Annotated in this window: 20 protein-coding genes, 3 tRNA genes and 1 rRNA gene; 5 read left to right on the top strand and 19 right to left on the bottom strand. The window is 71.9% G+C overall.

What is annotated here, in order from left to right:
- Window positions 1–17 precede the first annotated feature (17 nt).
- On the bottom strand, window positions 18–2219 hold the full coding sequence (locus DEI83_RS13460; protein ID WP_111082487.1) for an ATP-dependent DNA helicase RecG: 2202 nt from the start codon (window positions 2217–2219) through the stop codon (window positions 18–20).
- Window positions 2220–2399: 180 nt separating this feature from the next.
- On the opposite strand from DEI83_RS13460, the gene DEI83_RS13455 reads away from it, so the two are divergent.
- On the top strand, window positions 2400–2963 hold the full coding sequence (locus DEI83_RS13455) for an RsmD family RNA methyltransferase (RefSeq protein WP_111082486.1): 564 nt from the start codon (window positions 2400–2402) through the stop codon (window positions 2961–2963).
- A gap of 148 nt (window positions 2964–3111) precedes the next feature.
- Here DEI83_RS13455 and thiL read toward each other — a convergent pair whose 3' ends face one another.
- Window positions 3112–4158: a thiamine-phosphate kinase gene (gene thiL, locus DEI83_RS13450; protein ID WP_111082485.1), complete on the bottom strand. Its 1047-nt coding sequence runs from the start codon at window positions 4156–4158 to the stop codon at window positions 3112–3114.
- A 63-nt stretch (window positions 4159–4221) separates the two neighbouring features.
- On the opposite strand from thiL, the gene DEI83_RS13445 reads away from it, so the two are divergent.
- Window positions 4222–4704, top strand: a complete 483-nt coding sequence (locus DEI83_RS13445; RefSeq protein WP_111082454.1) for a DUF3515 family protein — start codon at window positions 4222–4224, stop codon at window positions 4702–4704.
- 68 nt (window positions 4705–4772) lie between these two features.
- Here DEI83_RS13445 and DEI83_RS13440 read toward each other — a convergent pair whose 3' ends face one another.
- From DEI83_RS13440 to leuC, 6 genes are all read right to left on the bottom strand, one after another.
- Entirely contained in the window at window positions 4773–5903 is a 1131-nt protein-coding gene (locus DEI83_RS13440) for a D-alanine--D-alanine ligase family protein (RefSeq protein WP_111082453.1), read from the bottom strand.
- 31 nt (window positions 5904–5934) lie between these two features.
- Window positions 5935–6948, bottom strand: a complete 1014-nt coding sequence (locus tag DEI83_RS13435) for an NAD(P)H-dependent glycerol-3-phosphate dehydrogenase (protein WP_111082484.1) — start codon at window positions 6946–6948, stop codon at window positions 5935–5937.
- A 106-nt stretch (window positions 6949–7054) separates the two neighbouring features.
- Window positions 7055–7930: a 1-acyl-sn-glycerol-3-phosphate acyltransferase gene (locus DEI83_RS13430; protein WP_258371214.1), complete on the bottom strand. Its 876-nt coding sequence runs from the start codon at window positions 7928–7930 to the stop codon at window positions 7055–7057.
- Between the two features lies 1 nt (window position 7931).
- A complete protein-coding gene (murA, locus tag DEI83_RS13425) occupies window positions 7932–9299 on the bottom strand; it encodes a UDP-N-acetylglucosamine 1-carboxyvinyltransferase (protein WP_110826129.1) in 1368 nt (455 codons plus the stop codon).
- Window positions 9299–9895, bottom strand: coding sequence for a 3-isopropylmalate dehydratase small subunit (gene leuD / locus DEI83_RS13420; protein ID WP_111082452.1), 597 nt, complete (start codon window positions 9893–9895; stop codon window positions 9299–9301). The genes murA and leuD overlap by 1 nt, the downstream gene beginning before the upstream one ends.
- Window positions 9895–11346, bottom strand: coding sequence for a 3-isopropylmalate dehydratase large subunit (leuC, locus tag DEI83_RS13415; RefSeq protein ID WP_111082451.1), 1452 nt, complete (start codon window positions 11344–11346; stop codon window positions 9895–9897). The genes leuD and leuC overlap by 1 nt, the downstream gene beginning before the upstream one ends.
- A 145-nt stretch (window positions 11347–11491) precedes the next feature.
- Between leuC and DEI83_RS13410 the strand changes: the two genes are divergently transcribed.
- Together DEI83_RS13410 and DEI83_RS13405 are read left to right on the top strand one after the other, a co-directional pair.
- On the top strand, window positions 11492–12559 hold the full coding sequence (locus DEI83_RS13410) for an FUSC family protein (protein ID WP_111082450.1): 1068 nt from the start codon (window positions 11492–11494) through the stop codon (window positions 12557–12559).
- A gap of 108 nt (window positions 12560–12667) precedes the next feature.
- The gene (locus tag DEI83_RS13405; RefSeq protein WP_111082449.1) at window positions 12668–13105 is read left to right on the top strand and encodes a GNAT family N-acetyltransferase; all 438 of its coding nucleotides are present in this window, start codon (window positions 12668–12670) and stop codon (window positions 13103–13105) included.
- 16 nt (window positions 13106–13121) lie between these two features.
- Here DEI83_RS13405 and DEI83_RS13400 read toward each other — a convergent pair whose 3' ends face one another.
- From DEI83_RS13400 to DEI83_RS13380, 5 genes are all read right to left on the bottom strand, one after another.
- A complete protein-coding gene (locus DEI83_RS13400; protein WP_111082448.1) occupies window positions 13122–13724 on the bottom strand; it encodes a histidine phosphatase family protein in 603 nt (200 codons plus the stop codon).
- Entirely contained in the window at window positions 13721–14095 is a 375-nt protein-coding gene (crcB, locus tag DEI83_RS13395; RefSeq protein ID WP_111082447.1) for a fluoride efflux transporter CrcB, read from the bottom strand. Before crcB ends, DEI83_RS13400 begins: the two co-directional genes overlap by 4 nt.
- Window positions 14092–14595, bottom strand: a complete 504-nt coding sequence (locus DEI83_RS13390; RefSeq protein WP_111082446.1) for a CrcB family protein — start codon at window positions 14593–14595, stop codon at window positions 14092–14094. The genes crcB and DEI83_RS13390 overlap by 4 nt, the downstream gene beginning before the upstream one ends.
- 250 nt (window positions 14596–14845) lie before the next feature.
- Window positions 14846–14921, bottom strand: a tRNA-Glu gene (locus tag DEI83_RS13385).
- 33 nt (window positions 14922–14954) lie between these two features.
- Window positions 14955–15030: transfer RNA gene (locus DEI83_RS13380), tRNA-Glu, on the bottom strand.
- A gap of 103 nt (window positions 15031–15133) precedes the next feature.
- Here DEI83_RS13380 and DEI83_RS13375 point away from each other — a divergent pair.
- A complete protein-coding gene (locus DEI83_RS13375) occupies window positions 15134–15943 on the top strand; it encodes a DUF72 domain-containing protein (RefSeq protein WP_111082445.1) in 810 nt (269 codons plus the stop codon).
- Between the two features lie 71 nt (window positions 15944–16014).
- On the opposite strand, the gene DEI83_RS13370 is transcribed toward DEI83_RS13375, so the two are convergent.
- From DEI83_RS13370 to rrf, 6 genes are all read right to left on the bottom strand, one after another.
- Entirely contained in the window at window positions 16015–16647 is a 633-nt protein-coding gene (locus DEI83_RS13370; RefSeq protein WP_111082444.1) for an MBL fold metallo-hydrolase, read from the bottom strand.
- Between the two features lie 20 nt (window positions 16648–16667).
- Window positions 16668–17078 (bottom strand): zinc ribbon domain-containing protein, encoded by a 411-nt coding sequence (locus tag DEI83_RS13365; protein WP_146243345.1) that lies wholly within the window; start codon window positions 17076–17078, stop codon window positions 16668–16670.
- Window positions 17079–17162: 84 nt separating this feature from the next.
- A tRNA-Gln gene (locus tag DEI83_RS13360) sits at window positions 17163–17237 on the bottom strand.
- 44 nt (window positions 17238–17281) lie between these two features.
- A complete protein-coding gene (locus DEI83_RS13355; protein ID WP_375334674.1) occupies window positions 17282–18205 on the bottom strand; it encodes an NAD(P)/FAD-dependent oxidoreductase in 924 nt (307 codons plus the stop codon).
- A gap of 5 nt (window positions 18206–18210) precedes the next feature.
- The gene (gene gltX / locus DEI83_RS13350; protein WP_111082441.1) at window positions 18211–19698 is read right to left on the bottom strand and encodes a glutamate--tRNA ligase; all 1488 of its coding nucleotides are present in this window, start codon (window positions 19696–19698) and stop codon (window positions 18211–18213) included.
- Window positions 19699–19807: 109 nt separating this feature from the next.
- A 5S ribosomal RNA gene (gene rrf / locus DEI83_RS13345) occupies window positions 19808–19906 on the bottom strand; the annotation flags it as partial.

Here is a 19906-nt window from a genome sequence, read left to right as displayed (position 1 = left end):
TACCGGCCGGGTGCTGGTCAGTTCTTGCCGAGGAAGGCTGCGTCGGACTCGTCGAGGCGACGCGCGAGGGCGTCGCGGAGGGCCGGGCTGCCGCTCAGGTCCGGGTCGTGCTCGAGGACGCGCTCGGCCTCAGCACGTGCGTCGACGATGAGGTCGGCGTGCTGCACGACCCGCAGCAGGGTGAGCGAGGACCGGCCGCCGGACTGCCGCTCGCCGAGCACGTCCCCCTCGCGCCGGAGCTCGAGGTCGACCCGGGCCAGTTCGAAGCCGTCGTCGGACGCGGCGACGGCGTCCACGCGCTCGCGTGACACCGTCTCGGCCTCGGCGGAGGTGACGAGCAGGCAGACGCCGGCGTACTGTCCGCGGCCGATGCGCCCGCGGAGCTGGTGCAGCTGCGACACCCCGAACCGGTCCGCGTCGAGCACCGCCATCATCGAGGCGTTCGGCACGTCGACGCCGACCTCGATCACCGTCGTGGCGACGAGCACGTCGACCACGCCGTCGGCGAAGGACGTCATCACGCGGTCCTTCTCCTCCGCGGTCATGCGCCCGTGCAGGACCTCGATCCGTCGACCCTCCAGCACGGGCATCGTCCGCATCCGTTCGGCGGTCGCGAGGACGGTCGCCGGCTTCCGGGCCGGCGCGCCCTCGGTCTCGGTGCCGTCGGCGGCAGGACCGGGCGTGCCGTCGTCCTCGCCGTGGGTGTCGTCGATCGCGGGGCAGACCACGAACGCCTGACGGCCGGCGGACAGCTCCTCGGCCATCCGGGTCCAGATGCGGTGCTCCCACCCCGGGTGCTCGGCCAGTCCGACCGTGAAGGTCTCGACCCCGGCGCGGCCGGACGGCATGCCCTGGATCGTCGACACGTCGAGGTCGCCGAACACCGTCATGGCGACCGTTCGCGGGATCGGCGTCGCGGTGAGCACCAGGACGTGCGGGGGTGTCGCCCCCTTCGTCCGCAGGGCCTCGCGCTGCTCGACGCCGAAACGGTGCTGCTCGTCGACGACCACCAGGCCGAGTTCGGCGAAGTCCACCCGGTCGCCGAGCAGCGCGTGCGTGCCGACGACGAGGCGGGAGCCGCCGGAGGCCGCGGCGAGGAGCGCACGCCGTCGCTCGTCGGTGGACTGTGAGCCGGTGAGGATCACCGGACGGAGTTCGGCGGCCAGGTCGGGCCCGAGGAACTTCACGATCGAGCGCAGGTGCTGCGCCGCCAGGACCTCGGTCGGGGCGATCAGCGCGGATTGTCCGCCCGACTCCGCCACGGTGAGCATCGCCCGGATGGCGACGAGGGTCTTGCCGGAACCGACCTCGCCCTGCACGAGCCGGTGCATCGGCCACGTGCCCGCCATGTCCTGGGCGATCTCGGCCCCGACGGCTCGCTGGTCGTCCGTCAGGGTGAACGGGAGGCTGGCGTCGAAGCGTTCGAGGATCCCTCCCGTTGAGGCCGTCCTCGCCACGGACGCCGTCGCGCGGGCCGCCATCCGGCGCTGCACCAGTGCGGTCTGCAGGACGAACGCCTCGCGGTAGCGCAGGGCGTCCTGTGCCCGCTTGAAGTCGGAGACCTTGTCCGGTCGGTGGAGCAGTTCGAGCGCGCGGCGGAACGGCACGAGGTCGAGCCGGGTCCGCACGGACGCCGGGATCGGGTCCGGGACGTCCGGCAGGGTGTCGAGGACGACCCCCATGGCCTTCGCGATCTGCCAGGACGACAGCGAGGCCGTGGCCGGGTAGATCGGGATGGGCTGGCGGGACCACCGGATCGCCTCGTCCGAGCCGGGGTCCGCGGTGGCCCGCGGGTCGTCACGGTCGAACAGCTCGTAGTCCGGGTGCGCGAGCTGGCGGGCTCCTCGGTAGTCACCGACCTTGCCGGCGAAGATCCCCCTGGCGCCCGGCACGAGGTCCTTCGTCCGCCAGCCCTGGTTGAAGAAGGTCAGGGTCAGCAGGCCCGTGCCGTCGCCGATCTTGGCCTCGAGGATGGAACCGCGCCGCGCCCGCATGGTGCGCTCGCGGACCTCGACCACCTCGGCGACGATCGTGACGGGCTCCCCGATCGCGAGTGAGTCCAGCGCGGTCAGTGCCCCGCGTTCGGCGTACCGACGCGGGGCGTGCTCGAGGAACTCACCGACCGTGCGGTGTCCGAAGGCCTTCTCGATCGCCTTGGCCGTCCGACCGCCGAGGACGTTCGCCAACCGCACGTCGAGCGGCGCCGGACCCCACTGCACCGGGTCCGTGCCGACCGGGGGCGTCGTGCCGTCGGCAGGCGTGTCGGAGGGCGTCGGAGCGGCATCGGTGCTGGAGGTGGCCACACGGCAACGGTACCCGGCACGACCGACCCGTCACGGGCCTCCCGTGCGCCTGTGGACGACTCCGGTGACGGTGCCCCGGCCCGCTACGGTGGCTGCATGACCCGCATCATCGCCGGCGCAGCCGGCTCCACGACGCTCCGGGTGCCGAAGTCCGGCACCCGGCCGACGAGCGACCGTGTGCGCGAAGCGCTCTTCTCGTCGCTCGAGTCGCGCGGGCTGATCGACGACACCTCGGTGGCCGACCTGTACGCAGGGACCGGGGCACTCGGGCTCGAAGCCGCGTCACGGGGCGCGGTCGAGGTGTCCCTGGTGGACCGTGCCGCCCCGGCCGCCGCCGCCTGCCGCGAGAACGCCCGCGCGGTGCAGAAGCGCGCTCCCGGGGTCCGCATCGACGTGCACGCGCAGCCCGCGCTGGGCTACCTGCGCAGCACGGCCAAGACGTTCGACCTCGTGTTCATCGACCCGCCGTACGAGGTCGCCGAGTCCGAGATCACCGACGTCCTCGACGCCCTCGTGTCCCGCCTCACGCCCGACGCCGTCGTGGTCGTCGAGCGCGGCACCCGGTCGCCGGAGCCCACCTGGCCCGCCGGGCTGACGCGGTTCAGCAAGCGCTCCTGGGGCGACACGGTGGCGTGGGAGGCCGTCGCCGACGCCGCCTGAGGCGTGGGACGCCCGGACCGGACGCCACCGGACGGGCGCCGCGGACCGGACACCGTGTGACGGACGCCGGGCCGACGGGTCGCGACGGCCCTCAGGTCAGCAGCCGGTCGTTCCGGTCATCACCCGGTCGTTCCGGCTGCCGCGCACCTCATCCGGCAGCGCCGTCCCAGTCGGCGTACGGGTCCCACCCGGTGGTCGACACGGGGACACCGCCGCGCACGAGGTCGACGGACGTGCGGCCGAGGTCCCCCGAGCCGTCCGACCACCGGTCGCGCACCACGCCGATGCGGCGGAACCCGCCCGGGAGGCGCGCGTCGGCCGGGAACGTGGCCAACAGTCCGTGGTCCTCGCCGCCGTGCAACGCGACGGCGTCGAGTGGTGCCCCGTCCGTCGTGGCGGCGGCGTCGACGTCGATCTCGAGGGTCACCCCGCTCGCCCGGGCGAGCCGCCCTGCGTCGATCGCCAGCCCGTCGGAGAGGTCGAGCATGGCGGTCGCACCGGCGGCAGCAGCCAGCGGACCGTCGGCGATCGGCGGGACCGGGCGACGTTGGCGCGCGACGTCCGGGTCGGCGTCCGCCCCGCTCTCCCGCACCTGCTCGGCGTCGGGCTCGCCCGACGGGTCGACGCCGTCGCGGAACAACCGCGCCAGGCCACGAGCCGCCGGACCGAGTTCGCCGGACACGGCGAGGACGTCACCGACCTGCGCGCCGGACCGGACGACGGGTGCGCGGCCGTCGAGGTCACCGAACGCGGTGACGGTCAGCGAGAACGTCGCCGACGTGGAGAGGTCGCCACCGACGACGCCGCACCCCGGAGCGAGGGCGTCGACCGCGAGACGGAGACCGTCGGCCACCCCCTCGAGCACCGCGACCGGCGTCTCGCGCGGTGCGGCGATCGCCACGACGAGCCCCGAGGGCACAGCGCCCATCGCGGCGACGTCCGACAGGTTCGTCACGGCGACCTTCCACCCGACGTCCTCGGGCGAGGACCACGCCCACCGGAAGTCCGGGCCGTGCACCATCATGTCGGTCGTCACGACGAAGCGACCGTCGGGGGCGGCGACGACGGCACAGTCGTCCCCGGGCCCCAACAGCGGGGAGCCGGCGGGCAGGCGCCCGGTGACGCGCTCGAGCACCGCGAGTTCGCCGAGTTCCCCGACCGTGGGCGCACCGACCTCGGGGACTCCACCGTCCACGCGGTGCTCGTGCTCGTGCTCGTCGTGCGTCGCGTCCACACGAGAACGGTAGCCTGGACGCCGATGGACACCGCGCGCCGACCACCCCGCATCATCGCGACCGTGCTCGCTGCGGCCGCCGTCGTGGCGGGGCTGACCGGGTGCACCAACGCGGTCCGGATGCAGCCCGCCCCGTCGGCGAACGCGGCTGCGTGCGCGAGCGCCCAGGTCCGCCTGCCCGCCGTCGTCAACGACACACTCGCGCTCCGCGAGACCTCGGCGCAGTCCACGGCGGCATGGGGGTCGCCCTCGGCCGTGCTCTACCACTGCGGTGTCGCCGTGCCCACCGTCTCCGACCTGCCGTGCTTCTCGCAGGGGTCGGTCGACTGGATCCGGGACGACCGCGGGCAGCAGGTCGTCTACACGACGTTCGGCCGCTCCCCCGCGGTCCAGGTCGTCGTCGACACCACACGGGCGACGAGTGACGCGTTGCAGGACCTCGGGGACGCGGTGTCGCGGCTGCCGCAGGACGGTCACCGATGCCTCGACCCACAGGACGTCGACTGACGCCGAGCCGGGGACTCGCCCCAGCGCCACCAGTGACGGACGTGCGCCCACGGACCGCGCGGCGTCCGTCAGCGCACCGCTGTACGTCCCAGCTCGATGAGCTCCGCGACGAGCTCCGGGTACGGCAGACCCGACGCGGCCCAGCACCGCGGGTACATCGAGAACGGCGTGAACCCGGGCATCGTGTTGACCTCGTTGACGACGAAGCCGTCGTCGGTCAGGAAGCAGTCCACACGGGCGAGGCCGGCGCCACCGATCGCCTCGAAGGCCCGCGCACCGACGGAGCGGATCTCGTCGGTCTCGGCCTCGGTGAGCGGTGCCGGGCAGAGCAGCTGCTCGTCGCCACCCAGGTACTTGGCGGCGAAGTCGTAGAAGCCGTCCTCCGCCACGACGATCTCGCCGGGGAGGCTCGTGCGCGGTGTCCCGTCGCGGCCCTCGAGCACGGCGACCTCGACCTCGCGGCCGATGACCCGCGGTTCGACGATGACCTTGCCGTCGTGTTCGAACGCCAGGTCCATCGCGGCGCCGAGCTGCGCGGGCTCGTCGACGCGGGAGACGCCCATGCTCGAGCCGGCGCGTGCCGGCTTCACGAACAGCGGGAAGCCGTGCGCGGCGACCGTCTCGGCGACGTCGACGGGATCGGCCTGCCACTGCCGACGGAGCACCGTCGTCCAGGGGGCGACCCGGAGGCCGGCGTGCTCGAGCACCGCCTTCGCGACGTGCTTGTCCATGGCCAGCGCGCTGGCGAGCACGCCGTCGCCGACGTACGGCAGCCCCGCGGTCTCGAGGAGGCCCTGGATGGTGCCGTCCTCGCCGAACGGGCCGTGCAGGATCGGGAACACCACGTCGACGTCGCCGAGGGACTCGACCGAACCATCGGTGAGTTCGACGAACAGCTCGCGGGAGCCGCCAGAGACGGGGAAGCGGACGCGGGTGCCGTTGTCGGGGACCGTCGGCAGCTCCTGGCCGCGCAGCGCCCAGGCGGACGGGTCGTCCGCCTGGAGCGTGAACGCGCCGTCCTTCGTGATGCCCACCGGCAGGAGGTCGTAGCGGTCGCGGTCGACGACGTCCATGATGCCGCCGGCGGTGACGCAGCTGATCTCGTGCTCGCTCGAGCGTCCACCGAAGAGCACGGCGACGGTGGTCCGTGCCGGTGCGGGACGATCGGTGGGTGCGGATGCGGGCGCAGTGCTGCTCATGGACGCTCCAAGCGGTGGGTACCGGGACCGGTCACTCGCCCTGGGGCTCGTCGGTCTCCGTGAGGTGCGGCGCGATGTTGCGCGGATCGAGCCTACCGGCGAGCACCTCGCCGACCTGCCCGACGATGGGCATGTCGACACCGTTGGCGCGGGCGAGCTCGAGGATCGGCGCCACCGAGGCCAGGCCCTCCGCCGTCTGGTTCATCTGCCGGACGACCTCGTCGAAGCGGTACCCCTGGCCGAGCAGCCGCCCGGCGGTGTTGTTGCGCGACAGCGGCGACTGGCACGTGGCGATGAGGTCGCCGAGGCCGGCGAGACCGGACAGCGTCGACGGCTGCGCGCCGAGTGACACCGCGAACTCGGTCATCTCGGCGAGGCCGCGCGTGATGATCGAGGCCTTCGTGTTCTCGCCGTACCCGACCCCGTCGACGATGCCGATGGCGACCGCGATGAGGTTCTTCAGCACGCCGCCGAACTCGGTGCCGATGACGTCGGTGTTGATGAAGGATCGGAAGTAGGGGTTCGTGGCGACGGCGGCGACGGCGGTCGCGGTGTCGGCGCTCGACGACGAGACCACGGCCGCGGTCGGCTGCCGGCGGGCGATCTCGAGCGCCAGGTTCGGCCCGCTCGCGACGGCGATGCGGTCCTGGTCGATGCCGAGGCCGTCGAGGAGCACCTCGCTCATCCGCAGGCCGGTCGCCTTCTCGACGCCCTTCATGAGGCTCACGACGGGCACGTCCGCCGGCAGGAGCTCACGGATGGCGGCGAGGTTCGAGCGCAGCGTCTGCGACGGCACCGACACGTAGACCTGCTCGGCACCGGACAGCACCGATGCCAGCGACGTCGACGCCGTCAGGGTCCGCGGCAGGTTGATGCCGGGCAGGTACTCCGAGTTCCGCTTCGTCTCGGTGATCTCCCGCGCGACCTCGGGTCGACGCGCCCAGAGCACGGTCTCGGCTCCACCCTCGGCGAGGACCTTCGCGAACGTGGTCCCCCAGCTGCCGGCACCGATGACGGCGACCCGTGGCTTGTCGGTCGACTGCATGACGACACGGATCGCGGCCGTGTCGACGGCGCCGCGGGCGGCGACGGAGGGGTCCGGGTGGTCGTCGTGCGGGCGGAGGCCGGGCGCACTGGTCCGGTCGGCTGCGTCACTCAAACCTGCCGGTCTCCTTCTGCTTGTTGGCGGCCGGGTCCCAGCGCTCGGCGGGCGCCTGCTCGCCGCGGAGTCCCTCGAGCAACGCGGTGATCCGGTCCATGAGGAGCGCGGTCACCTCGGTCAGGGCTTGCTGGTCGACGGGCTTCCCCCGCCACCGGGACAGGTCGAGCGGCTCGCCGTAGACGATGTCGACCTTCGCCGGCGGGAACAGGCGGAGCTTCTTGCCGTACCGCGCCATGATCCGCTGTGTGCCCCAGTGCGCCATCGGGATGAGTGGGACGTCGTTCTCGAGGGCGATCCGCGCCGCCCCGGTCTTCCCGCGCATCGGCCACAGGTCCGGGTCACGCGTGAGCGTGCCCTCGGGGTAGACGATGACCGCGCCGCCGGTCGACACGAGTCCCTTGCCGCCCTTCAGCGGGTCGTTCAGCCGCGTCCGGCCGTTGCGCTCGACGGGGATCTGCCCCATGCCGCTCATGAGCTTGCCGAACACCGGCACACGGAAGAGCGAGGCCTTCGCGAGGAACCGCGGCGACCGACGGTGCAGCCACACGGTCGTCCCGACGACGAGCGGGTCGATGTTCGTGTAGTGGTTCGGCGCGAGGACGAACGCGCCCTCCGCCGGCAGCCGGCTCGGGCCGTGCCAGCGGTACCCGGACGCGAACCGGATGGTCGGGATGACGACGGACCCGGTGATCCGGAAGGCCCGGTTCAGCTCGCCGCGTCGCCACCGCCGCCCGGGGACCGGGAGGCCCGTGCGGACCTCTCCTGGTCGTCCCACCTGCGGCAGTTCCAGCGCATCGGGTCCGGTCGTCGGTCGTGCCACGGCGGCACCGTCACCGGTGCCGCCGTGGTCGTGCTGCTCCGTCACGTCAGCCGGCGAAGTCGAAGTCCGCGCCGAGCTTGCGGAGCTTCGGGATGAAGTGCTCGTAGCCGCGGCTGATGATGCCGACGTTCGTGATGTGCGACTCGCCTTCGGCGGTCAGTGCCGCGATGAGGTGGCTGAAGCCGCCGCGGAGGTCGGGGACGCGGACGTTGGCACCGTGCAGCTTGGTCGGGCCGGTGATGACCGCGGCCTGCTCGAAGGGACGACGGGCGACCCGACGGTCGTGACCGGGCAGGCCCTCCTTGTGCACGACGATGTCGGCGCCCATCTCGTTGAGCGCGTCGGTGAAACCGAAGCGGTTCTCGTAGACGGTCTCGTGCACGACGCTCTGACCCTCGGCCTGCGTGAGCGCGACGACGAGGGGCTGCTGCCAGTCGGTCATGAACCCGGGGTGCACGTCGGTCTCGATGACGACGGGCTTGAGGACGTCGAGCTCGCGGTAGAACCGGATGCCGTCCTCCTGGATGTCGAACCCGCCGCCGACCTTGCGGAAGACGTTGAGGAACGTCATGAGCTCCTGCTGCTTGGCGCCCTCGACGAAGATGTCGCCGTTGGTGGCCAGCGCGGCCGAGGCCCAGCTCGCGGCCTCGTTGCGGTCGTTGATCGCGCGGTGCGTGTATCCCCGGAGCGACTTGACGCCCTCGATGAAGATCGTGCGGCTCGGCTCGACCGTGACGATCGCGCCCATCTTCTGCAGGATCGCGATGAGGTCCATGATCTCGGGCTCGATCGCGGCGTTCCGCAGCTCGGTGGTGCCCTCGGCGAGGACGGACGAGAGCAGGACCTGCTCGGTCGCGCCGACGCTCGGGTAGGGCAGCTCGATGTTCGCGCCCTTGAGGCCGTTCGGGGCGGTGATGTGGATGCCCGAGACCTGCTTGTCGACGACGGCCCCCATGGCGCGCAGTGCGTCGAGGTGGAAGTCGATCGGGCGGTCACCGATGCGGCAGCCGCCGAGGTCGGGGATGAACGCCTCGCCGAGCTTGTGCAGCAGCGGGCCGCAGAACAGGATCGGGATGCGGCTCGAGCCGGCGTGCGCGTCGATCTCGGCGAAGTGTGCCGACTCCACGCGGGAGGGGTCGAGGATGAGCTCGCCGCGGGCGGGGTCCGTCACGCGGACGCCGTGCACCTCGAGGAGGCCGCGTACGACCTTGACGTCGGAGATGTCCGGGACGTCCTTGAGGATCGACGGGGTGTCACCGAGGAGCGCAGCGACCATGGCCTTGGTCGCCAGGTTCTTCGCACCGCGGACCTCGATGCGTCCCACGAGGGGCTTGCCCCCGCGGATGACGATCTCGTCCGACTTCAACCCGACGCGCGCCCCTGCAGCTGCTGCGTCCTGTACGAGAGAGTTCACTACTTCACCGGCAATGTCTTCGGCCGCCAACGGGAGCGGCGGGATTCGAACTCCGTGATCGAGGTCTCGTCACGGAGGGTGAGCCCGATGTCGTCGAGCCCTTCCATCAACCGCCAACGAGTGTAAGCGTCGATCTCGAAAGCCACGTCCATGTCGCCGAGCGACACGCGCTGTGTCGCCAGGTCGACGGTCGCCTCGATGCCCGGCTGAGCCTCGATCGCCGCCCACATCCGCTCGATCTCGGGCTCGGAGACCATCGCGGTGACGAGTCCCTGCTTGCCGGCGTTCCCCTTGAAGATGTCCGCGAAACGGGGTGACACCACGACGCGGAACCCGAAGTCGCGCAGCGCCCACACCGCGTGCTCGCGCGAGGAGCCGGTGCCGAAGTCGGGTCCGGCGACCAGGACCTTCGCGCCCTGGTACGCGGGCTGGTTGAGCACGAAGTCGGGGTCCTGGCGCCAGCCGGAGAACAGCGCGTCCTCGAAGCCGGTCTTCGTGACCCGCTTGAGGTAGACCGCGGGGATGATCTGGTCGGTGTCGACGTTCGACCGCTTCAGCGGCGCGGCGATCCCGGTGACGGTGCCGATCTTCTCCATCAGTTGTTCCCTCCAGCCGTCGCCGGCACGGCCAGGCGGGCGTCGTCCTCTTCCAGATCCCACGGGCTCGACAGCGTTCCGCGGACAGCGGTCGCCGCGGCCACGAGCGGCGAGACCAGATGGGTCCGGCCGCCCTTGCCCTGTCGGCCCTCGAAGTTGCGGTTCGAGGTGGAGGCGCATCGCTCCCCCGGCGCGAGCTGGTCGGGGTTCATGCCGAGGCACATCGAGCAGCCAGCGAAACGCCACTCGGCGCCGAAGTCGGTGAACACCTTGTCCAGCCCCTCGGCCTCGGCCTCGAGCCGGACACGAGCGGAACCGGGCACGACCATGACGCGCACGCCCTCGGCCTTCTGCCGCCCCTGGATCACCGAGGCGAAGGCACGGAGGTCCTCGATGCGCGAGTTCGTGCACGACCCCATGAACACCGCGTCGACGGCGATGTCCTTCATCGGGGTGCCCGCCTCGATGTCCATGTACTCCAGCGCTCGGGACGCGGCGGCCTGGTCGTTCGGGTCCGCGAAGTCCGACGGCGACGGGACCGAGTCGGACAGCGAGACGCCCTGGCCGGGGTTCGTGCCCCAGGTGACGAAGGGCTCGAGGGCGTCGGCGTCGATGAAGACCTCGGCGTCGAACACGGCGTCGTCGTCGGTGGCGAGGGTGTCCCAGTAGGCCACGGCCTCGTCCCAGTCGGCACCGGTCGGGGCGTGGTCGCGGCCCTGCACGTAGTCGTAGGTGGTCTGGTCGGGGGCGACCATGCCCGCACGGGCGCCGGCCTCGATCGACATGTTGCAGATCGTCATGCGGCCCTCCATGGAGAGCGCCCGGATCGCGGAGCCGCGGTACTCGAGCACGTAGCCCTGGCCGCCGCCCGTGCCGATCTGCGCGATCACCGCCAGGATGATGTCCTTCGCCGTGACGCCCGGGCGCAGCGTGCCCTCGACCGTGACGGCCATCGTCCTGAACGGCTTGAGCGGCAGGGTCTGCGTCGCCAGGACGTGCTCGACCTCGCTGGTGCCGATGCCGAACGCCATGGCGCCGAACGCCCCGTGGGTGGAGGTGTGCGAGTCACCGCAGACGACCGTGATGCCGGGCATGGTGAGCCCGAGCTGCGGACCGACCACGTGCACGATCCCCTGCTCCTTGTCGCCCAGCGAGTGCAGGCGGACGCCGAACTCCTCGCAGTTGCGGCGGAGCGTCTCGATCTGGGTGCGGCTGGTCGGGTCCGCGATCGGCCGGTCGATGGCGAGCGTCGGGGTGTTGTGGTCCTCGGTCGCGATGGTCAGGTCGAGACGACGGACGGGGCGGCCGGCCTGTCGCAGCCCGTCGAAGGCCTGCGGGCTCGTGACCTCGTGCACGAGGTGGAGGTCGATGTAGAGGAGGTCCGGGTTGCCGTCCTCGCCCTTGACGACGACGTGGTCGTCCCACACCTTCTCGGCGAGCGTCCTGCCCATGCCCGTGCCTCCTCATCCGCGTTCCGACGCCGCTGTCACGACGTCGTACGAGCACTGTAGCAGGTTGGTATACCAATTGCGGCCGGTGCCCCGGAGGCCCGTCCCGCGTCGGCGGAACCCGTCGCGGTGAGAAGATGGCGGGGACATGACGACGCCCCCGCACTCGACCCGGACCACCAACCTCGAGGGCGCGGCCCGCGCCGCGGTCGCCGGAGGGGTGCCCCTGGCACTGCTCATCGGGCTCGGCCTGCCGGAGTACGCGGCCTTCGCCGTGTTCGCCGGCTTCACCGCGATCTTCGGCGCGACCGAGCCCTACCGGCAGCGTGCCGTCACGACGGGCGTCGCGGGGCTGATGCAGGTCGTGTGCATGGCGGCGGGGATCGGGGTCGCGCTGCTCGGGTCGCCGCTGTGGCTGCAGGCGGTCGGACTGGTGGCCGTCGTCGTCCTCGCGGTCGTGACCCTCACCGCGCTCCGGGCGATCCCCGCGCAGCCGATCTTCCCGGTGTTCGCGTTCGTCGTCTCGGCACTGGTGCCCGTCCGGGCGTCCGACCTGCCCCTCGTGGCGACGATCATCATCGGCTCGGTGCTGTGGGCGTGGTCGGTCGCGATGTCCGGGGCCGGCTTCCGACGCGTCCTGCACCCGCACGCGCCGCACCGCTTCCGCCCCCTCGCCGACCGGAAGCACCGGTCCCTCGCGGTCCTGCGCACGCCGGCGCTCTGGGAGACGGTCGGGCTCAACGTCGTGGGCGCCCTCGTGGCCGGAGGTGTCGCCGAGGTCCTGCCGGGCCTCGGGCACCCGTACTGGGCGGTGATCGCCGTGGTCTCGACACTGCCCGCGCTCCGGCAGCGGCACACGGTCTCACGTGCCGTGCAACGTGTCGTCGGCACCGTGGGCGGCACCGTGATCGCGGTGGGCGTCCTGCTGCTCGAGCCCTCGGCCTGGTGGATCGTCGTGATCGCGGTCGTCGGGCAGTTCGGGGCCGAGGTCTTCGTCGCGCGCAACTACGCCGTGTGCCTGTTGTTCCTCACCCCGCTCGCCCTCGCCGTGTCGTGGCTGAGTGTCCCCGAGGCGCCGGGACTCCTCGCCCTCGACCGCATCGGTCAGACGCTCCTCGGCGCCGTCGTCAGCGTCGCGCTCCTCGCGGTCGGGCGGGCGGTCGAACGGCGTCGCGGCCACCCGCTCGGCGCGACCAGCAGCATCCGGACCGTCTGAGGACCGGCCCCCGGCCTGCCGCGGGCGCGCCGGGCCTCCCGGCAGGCCGTGCGCCGAGCACGGCCGGGAGGCCCGCCACCTGTCGGACGTGTCGGGCAGGCTGGGTGCATGGACGAGACGACCGCGGCGGAGCCGTACACCCTGCTGCCCACCGCTCCGCCGCTCGAGCACTACCTCCGCCTGCGGCGGGACTCCGGTCTGACGCCGGTGACCGCGGAGCAGGGCGCTCCCGCGATCACCGGCGCGTGGTCGGCGTGTCACGTCGTCGACGCGACGGGCACGCCCGTCGCGATGGGACGGGTCATCGGCGACGGCGGCTGGTACTTCCACGTCGTCGACATCGCCACGGACCCTGCACACCAGCGACGGGGACTCGGACGAGCGGTCGTGGAGTGGCTCGTGGCCGACGTCCGCGAGCGGGCACCGGAGGGCGCGTACGTGTCGCTCGTCGGCGACCCGCCCGGGCAGCGGCTCTACCGCTCGCTCGGCTTCGAGGACGTCGCTCCGAGCATCGGCATGGCGATGGTCCTCGGCCCGGGCGACTGATCGCGTCGCCTCGCGCTCAGCGCGGCTCGATGTTCCAGGAGTCGATGACCGGACGCCCGTGCTCGTACCCGAGGGTGCTCACGGTCGCCGTGCCGAGCTTCAGCACCGCGCCGTCCTGCGGGGCGAGGCGGATCCAGGCCGCTCCGAGCGCACGGAGCACGTGTCCGTGGGCGACGACGATCGCGTCGTGTCCCTCGGCCAGGACGGGTCGTGCGCGGTTGATGACCCGCTCGACACGGACCCGCACCTCGGCCGCACTCTCACCCGGGGTCTGCCCCGCGGGGACGCCGTCGGTCCAGAGGTCCCACGGACCGTGCCGCTGCACCTTGATCTGCGGGGTGGTGAGGCCCTCGTAGGCGCCGTAGTCCCACTCGTACAGGTCCTCGTCGAGCTCCGGGTCGACGCCGATGATGCGCGCCGTCTCGCGGGCCCGCGTGAGCGGGCTGGACAGCGCCAGCGCGAACTCGCGGTCGGCGAGGTACCGGGCGGCCCGCTCAGCCTGCGCCTCCCCGTTCTCCGTGAGGGGGATGTCGGTGCGGCCGGTGTGCTGCCCGCTCTTCGACCACTCCGTCTCTCCGTGACGGACGAGGACGAGTTCGCCGGGGCGTTCCGAGGTCATGAGTTCCTTCCGAGCCAGAGGCCGAGCGCTGCGGCGCCGACCGAGACGACGAGCATGCCGAGGCCGTTCAGGACGGCGAGCCGGGTCTTGCCGGTCCGGAGGAGCTGCACGGTCTCGACGCTCGCCGTCGAGAACGTCGTGTACCCGCCCATCATGCCCGTCCCCACCACAGCGACCACCGGGGCAGCGAACGTGCCGCTCTCCCCGAGGCCCGTGACGAGCCCCAGGACGAGGGACCCACTGACGTTGATGACGAGCGTGCCGAGCGGGAACCCGGTCACCCGGGTCCTGACGACACCGTCGAGCACGAAGCGCAGCGCGGCCCCAACGCCGCCGCCGATCGCGACGAGCAGGAGTTCCAGGACGGTCACCGCGCCTCCCCTGGCCCGTCGACTGCCCCTGCCCCGGTCCCCGGATCCGTCATCGGCGCTGCCGGCCGACGTCGACGGAGTGCCGCGGCCAGGGCGATGCCCGCGACGGCCGCGACGAGGCCGAGCAGCACGGTCAGCAGCGCGGTGCCGCTCCCGGCACCCCACCGACCGGCGTCGAGGAGCCGTGCCGTGTCGTCGGCGAGGGTGCTGTACGTCGTGAATCCGCCGAGCACGCCGGTGCCCACGACGAGCCGGACGGTGCGGCGCCGGCCCACGTCCGGTCCGCGCCGGGCGAGGTCCTCGAGCAGCACCCCGAGGCAGAAGGCACCGACGACGTTGATCCCGAGGATGGTCCAGCTGATGCCGTCGACCGCGGGCAGCGCCTCGGCCAGGAGGGCTCGGGCCGCGGTGCCGACCGCTCCCCCGAGGGCGACCAGGGCGACGGCGGCGGGACGGAGGTGCACGGGTCGTCCGGGTGCGGCGGGTTCTGCGTGCGGCATGGGCCTCCGATCAGGGTCGAGCCGTCGCGATCGTACCGCTGCGCGCGGCGCCGGGCGGCGATCTGCACACCGCTTCGGTCGACCTCGAATCGGTGTCGGTCTCGCTCTGACGACCACCGCCAGCCGGCCTCGGCCTGAGGGCGCATCCACCCGCTCCGGCTCACCGAGTCGGGATGCGTGCCCCGTCCGCCCGGAGGAGCGGATCGGGAACGACGAAGGCCCCCACCCGACCGGGTGGGGGCCTTCGTGCTGGTGACCCCAGCGGGATTCGAACCCGCGTTACCGCCGTGAGAGGGCAGCGTACTAGGCCGCTATACGATGGGGCCGCGGCGATGTGTCGGTACGGAGTGTGTCACGCGTGGTGACCCCAGCGGGATTCGAACCCGCGTTACCGCCGTGAGAGGGCGGCGTACTAGGCCACTGTACGATGGGGCCGTTCCGACAACTCGACAAGTATGGCACAGGGTGCGAGCGAGCACCAAAACGGGCCCGGCACTCCCGGTGTGTCGTCGACCCCACCCGGGCATACGGTGGGTCGATGACGGTGCGCATCGGCCTGTCCGGCTGGCAGTACGACTCGTGGCGCGGAGACTTCTACCCCGCGCGCCTGGCGAAGCGTCGGTGGCTCGAGCACGTCGGGGAACGGTTCCCGACCGTGGAGGTCAACGGTTCCTTCTACTCGCTGCAGCGTCCGTCCCGGTACCGCGCGTGGCGAGCGGCGGTCCCGGCGGACTTCCGCTTCGCGCTCAAGGGCGGACGCTACGTCACGCACATGCTCCGCCTCCGGAACGTGGACACCGCCCTGGCGAACTTCTTCGCCTCCGGCCCGCTCGAGCTCGGCCCGACCCTCGGCCCGGTGCTCTGGCAGCTCCCGGAACACGTGGTGCCCACCGCGGAGGTCCTCGACGCCTTCCTGACGGCCCTCCCCCGCACCCACGGCGCGGCAGCGGCACTGGCAGCCGAGCACGACGCGAAGGTCGTCGAACCCGCCACCGTGGCAGCAGACCCAGGCCTGCCCGTCGACCACGCCCTGGAGGTCCGCTCGCCGGACGCCGTCACGCCCGAGCACCTCGCGGTCCTGCGGCGGCACGGTGTCGCGCTCGTCGACTCGCACGCCGGCGACTTCCCCCGCTTCGTCCACGACACCGGTGCACCACTTGCGTACCTCCGGCTGCACGGAGCACCGCACACCTACCACGACGGCTACACGCCCGAAGCACTCTCGGCGTGGGCGGACACCGTCCGGGGGCACGTGGACGCGGGCCGGGACGTGTGGGTCTACTTCGACAACGACGCCGAACGGCACGCTCCCTGGGACGCGCTCGGACTCGCCCGGCTCGTCGACTGACCGGGCCCCGCCCGGCGACCGACGGCAGGCGGGGACGGCGCCGGGTGCTGACCGACGTCCGACGAGGGACGTCAGGCCGTGAGCGACTCCCCCGGCGCGAGCACGACGACCTCGCCCGCGGGTTCGACGACCTGTCGGATGCGGTCGGTGTGGCCCGCGAAGCCGATGTCGGAGAGCGTCGCTTCGTGGATCGGGAACGCCCGTCGGGGTGCGACGGACGCGAGGTGGTCCATGAGGTCGCCGACGCGGAGCCACGGGGCACCCACCGGTGTCGCGAAGACCTCGACCGGCACGCCCGGGTCGATGTAGGCGTCACCCGGGTGGAAGAGCACCCCGTTGACGAACACCCCGGTGTTGTCGACCACCGGGACCGAGGAGTGGATGAGCTGGTGCCGTGTGCCGTGGAAGGTGAGCCGGAACGGCCCGACGCTCCGGGCCTCCCCGTCGGTCACGACGTCGACGTCGACGACCTGGGCGAGCGCCGCGGCGACCCCGGCAGGACCGAAGACGGAGATGCCCGGGTTGCGGTCGAGCAGTCCGGCCACCTGCTCGGCGGTGCCGTGGTCCGGGTGCTCGTGCGTGACGACGACGGCGACCACGCCCGTCGCCTCGACGGGACGGGTGAACGCGCCGGGGTCGATGACCAGACGGGCGCCGTCCTCCTCGACGACGAGGCAGGCGTGCTCGAGCTTCGTGACCAGCATGGCGACGAGCGTACGCCGCCCTACCGGGCGTCGGGCGGCAGGGTCTCCTGCGCGAGGTGCGCGGCCTGGGCGCGCTCGGCATCGGCGATGAAGCGTTCGGCGCCGTCACGGGGCATCGCCGACTGACCCCCGCAGTACGAGCACTGCAGCACGTACCGGCCGTGTCCGAACGGGAACACCGGCACGAAGAAGAGCGTGAACCAGGTGCGCAGGCGGTGCAGGCGCTGCGCGGCGGTCGATCCGCAGAGTGCGCAGGCGAAGAAGAGGACGCCGACGAGGGCGGTCCTGGTGCGGCTGCCGAAGATGATCATGACGTCCCCTGTGGTGGTGCTGCTCGGGTTGCCCGTGCTGCCCTCGTGCTGTCCGGTCCGGGCTCCAGCGCGGCACTCGGGCGTGGCGAGCGTGTTCCACCCCACGCTATCCCCCGCCACCGGTGCTGCCTGCCGGACTGACGCGAGGACCGCCCCGGGAACGACGAAGGCCCTCGGACTCCCGAGGGCCTTCGATCACGTTGCTGGCTGGGGTACCTGGACTCGAACCAAGAACGACGGTACCAGAAACCGCTGTGTTGCCAATTACACCATACCCCAATGGACCTTGCGGTCCTGCGCCCCGTTGTCCGGGGCACGATCAACTACTGTACAGCATCCCGGAGGTCTTCGAGACCACCCACGAGGTCACGGTGCACCGCCGCCGCTGTGGACGCACCGTGACCGGCCGCGACGATGAGCTGTTCGGGTCCGGGCGGGGTGATGTCCCCCACGGCGTACAACCCGGGCGCGCCCGTCCGACCGAGCCGGTCGACCCGCACCAGACCGAGCTCGTCGCGGTCGAGCTCCGCGTCGACCCAGTCCAGGTCGGCGTGCCACACCGGTCGCACGAAGGCACCGGACCGCGGTTCGACGTGTCCGTCGGCGAGACGCACGCCGGTCATCCCGGTGCGGTCCCCCTCGAGGTCGGCGAGGGGACGGTCGTCGAGTCGGATCCCGGCACCGTCGAGCCGCGCTCGTCCGGCATCCGACACCGTTGCCACCCCGTTGGTGTAGACGACCAGGTCGTCCGTCCACGCGCCGACGAGCAGCGCGCGGTCCACGACGTCGTCGGCCTCGCAGATGAAGGCCAGCGGCTGGCCGGCCTTGTCGTACGCATCGCACTCGACGCAGCTGTGCACGTCCGTGCCGTAGAACGCGCGGAGCGACGGCAGGGCCGGGAACACCTCGCGGAGGCCCGTGGCGAGCACGACCGCACGCGCGGTCGCGTCCACCTCGGCTCCACGCCAGGTGCCGTGCACCCGCCACGCTTCCCCGTCGTGCTCCACCCGGTCGACGACGGCCTGGGTCACCGTCGCCTCGGGGTAGCCGGCGACCTCGTCACGGCCGAGCCGGCGCAGTTCGAGCGGCGAGATCCCGTCCCGGGTGATGAACCCGTGCGACCGGAGGGTGGCTGCGTTCCGCGGCCGGTTGGCATCGAGGAGCAGGACCGTCCGTCTGGCGCGCACGAGGTTCAACGCGGCGCTGAGCCCGGCAGGACCCGCGCCGACGACGACGACGTCGTACACGGAGGTCAGCGCGCCGCGAGGGAGCGCAGTCGCGCGAGCGTGGACTCCTTGCCGAGGATCTCCATCGACTCGAAGAGCGGCGGGCTGATCCGACGGCCGGACACCGCGACCCGGAGCGGACCGAACGCGACCCGGGGCTTCAACTCGAGACCGTCGATGAGCGCGACGCGGAGGGTCTGCTCGATCGCGGCCGTCTGCCAGTCGTCGAGCGACTCGAGGGCGGCGATGCCGGCGTGCAGGACCGGGAGCGGGTCGCCCTTGAGCGAGGCGAGGGCGTCGTCCTCCACGACCAGCTCCTGGTCGGAGGTGAACAGGAAACCGAGCATCGACGGCGCCTCGCTGAGGAGCTGCATGCGCTCCTGCACGAGCGGGGCCGCGAGGGCGAGGACGCGATCCTGCTCGGCCGTCACCGGCTCGTCGAGGTACGCGGTCAGGTACGGCTTCAGCCGGCCACGGAAGTCCTCAGGGTCGAGGAGGCGGATGTGGTCTCCGTTGATCGACTCGGCCTTCTTGTGGTCGAACCGCGCCGGGTTGGGGTTGACGTCGGTGATCTCGAAGGCCGCGACCATCTCGTCGACCGAGAACACGTCACGGTCGGGGCCGATCGACCAGCCGAGCAGCGCGAGGTAGTTGACGAGCCCCTCGGGCACCATGCCGTTCGAGCGGTGGTGGAAGAGGTTCGACTCCGGGTCGCGCTTCGAGAGCTTCTTGTTGCCCTCCCCCGTGACGTACGGCAGGTGGCCGAACTGCGGGATGAACTGCGCGAGGCCGATCTCGTACAGGGCCTCGTAGAGGGCGATCTGCCGCGGCGTGGAGGACAACAGGTCCTCGCCTCGGAGCACGTGGGTGATGCCCATCAGAGCGTCGTCGAGTGGGTTCGTGAACGTGTACAGGGGCTTGCCGTTGGGCCGGACCACGACGAAGTCGGGGAAGGAGCCCTGCGGGAAGGTGATCTCGCCACGGACGAGGTCCTGGAACCCGAGGTCCCGGTCGGGCACCCGCAGGCGCAGTGCCGGCACCCGCCCCTGGTCGCGGAAGGCCTGACGCTCGGCCTCGGTCAGGTCGCGCTCGTGGTTGTCGTAGCCCTGCTTCGGGTCACGACCGTTCGCGATGTTCCGGGCTTCCATCTCCTCCGGCGTGACGAAGGACTCGTACACGTGACCGGCGGCCTGGAGCTGCGCGATCGCGTCCGCGTAGACCTCGGTCCGCTCCGACTGGCGGTACGGACCGTGCGGGCCACCGACCTCGACGCCTTCGTCCCAGTCGAGCCGCAACCAGCGCAGCGCCTCGATGATCTGCGCGTAGGACTCCTCGCTGTCACGGGCCGCGTCGGTGTCCTCGATGCGGAACACCAGTTTCCCGCCCGTGTGCCGCGCGTAGGCCCAGTTGAAGAGGGCGGTGCGGACGAGACCGACGTGCGGCGTTCCGGTGGGCGACGGGCAGAACCGGACGCGGACGTCGGTCTCGGTGGCAGAAGAGAATGGCGCAGTCATGACCTCCCGATCCTACCGTGGCGCGGCCCGCCCGCCGGGGACGCAAAAGAGCCCCTGGGCGGGTGAGCATTGCTGCTCGCCCGTCCAGGGGCTCTTTTTGTGAAAAGGAGTCCGGCGGCGTCCTACTCTCCCACAAGGTCCCCCTTGCAGTACCATCGGCGCTGAGAGGCTTAGCTTCCGGGTTCGGAATGTGACCGGGCGTTTCCCT

This window comes from Curtobacterium sp. MCBD17_021, from assembly GCF_003234525.1.
GTDB lineage: Bacteria > Actinomycetota > Actinomycetes > Actinomycetales > Microbacteriaceae > Curtobacterium.
The sequence above is the reverse complement of the archived record's forward strand: the minus strand, read 5'-3'. Positions and strand labels throughout refer to the sequence as shown.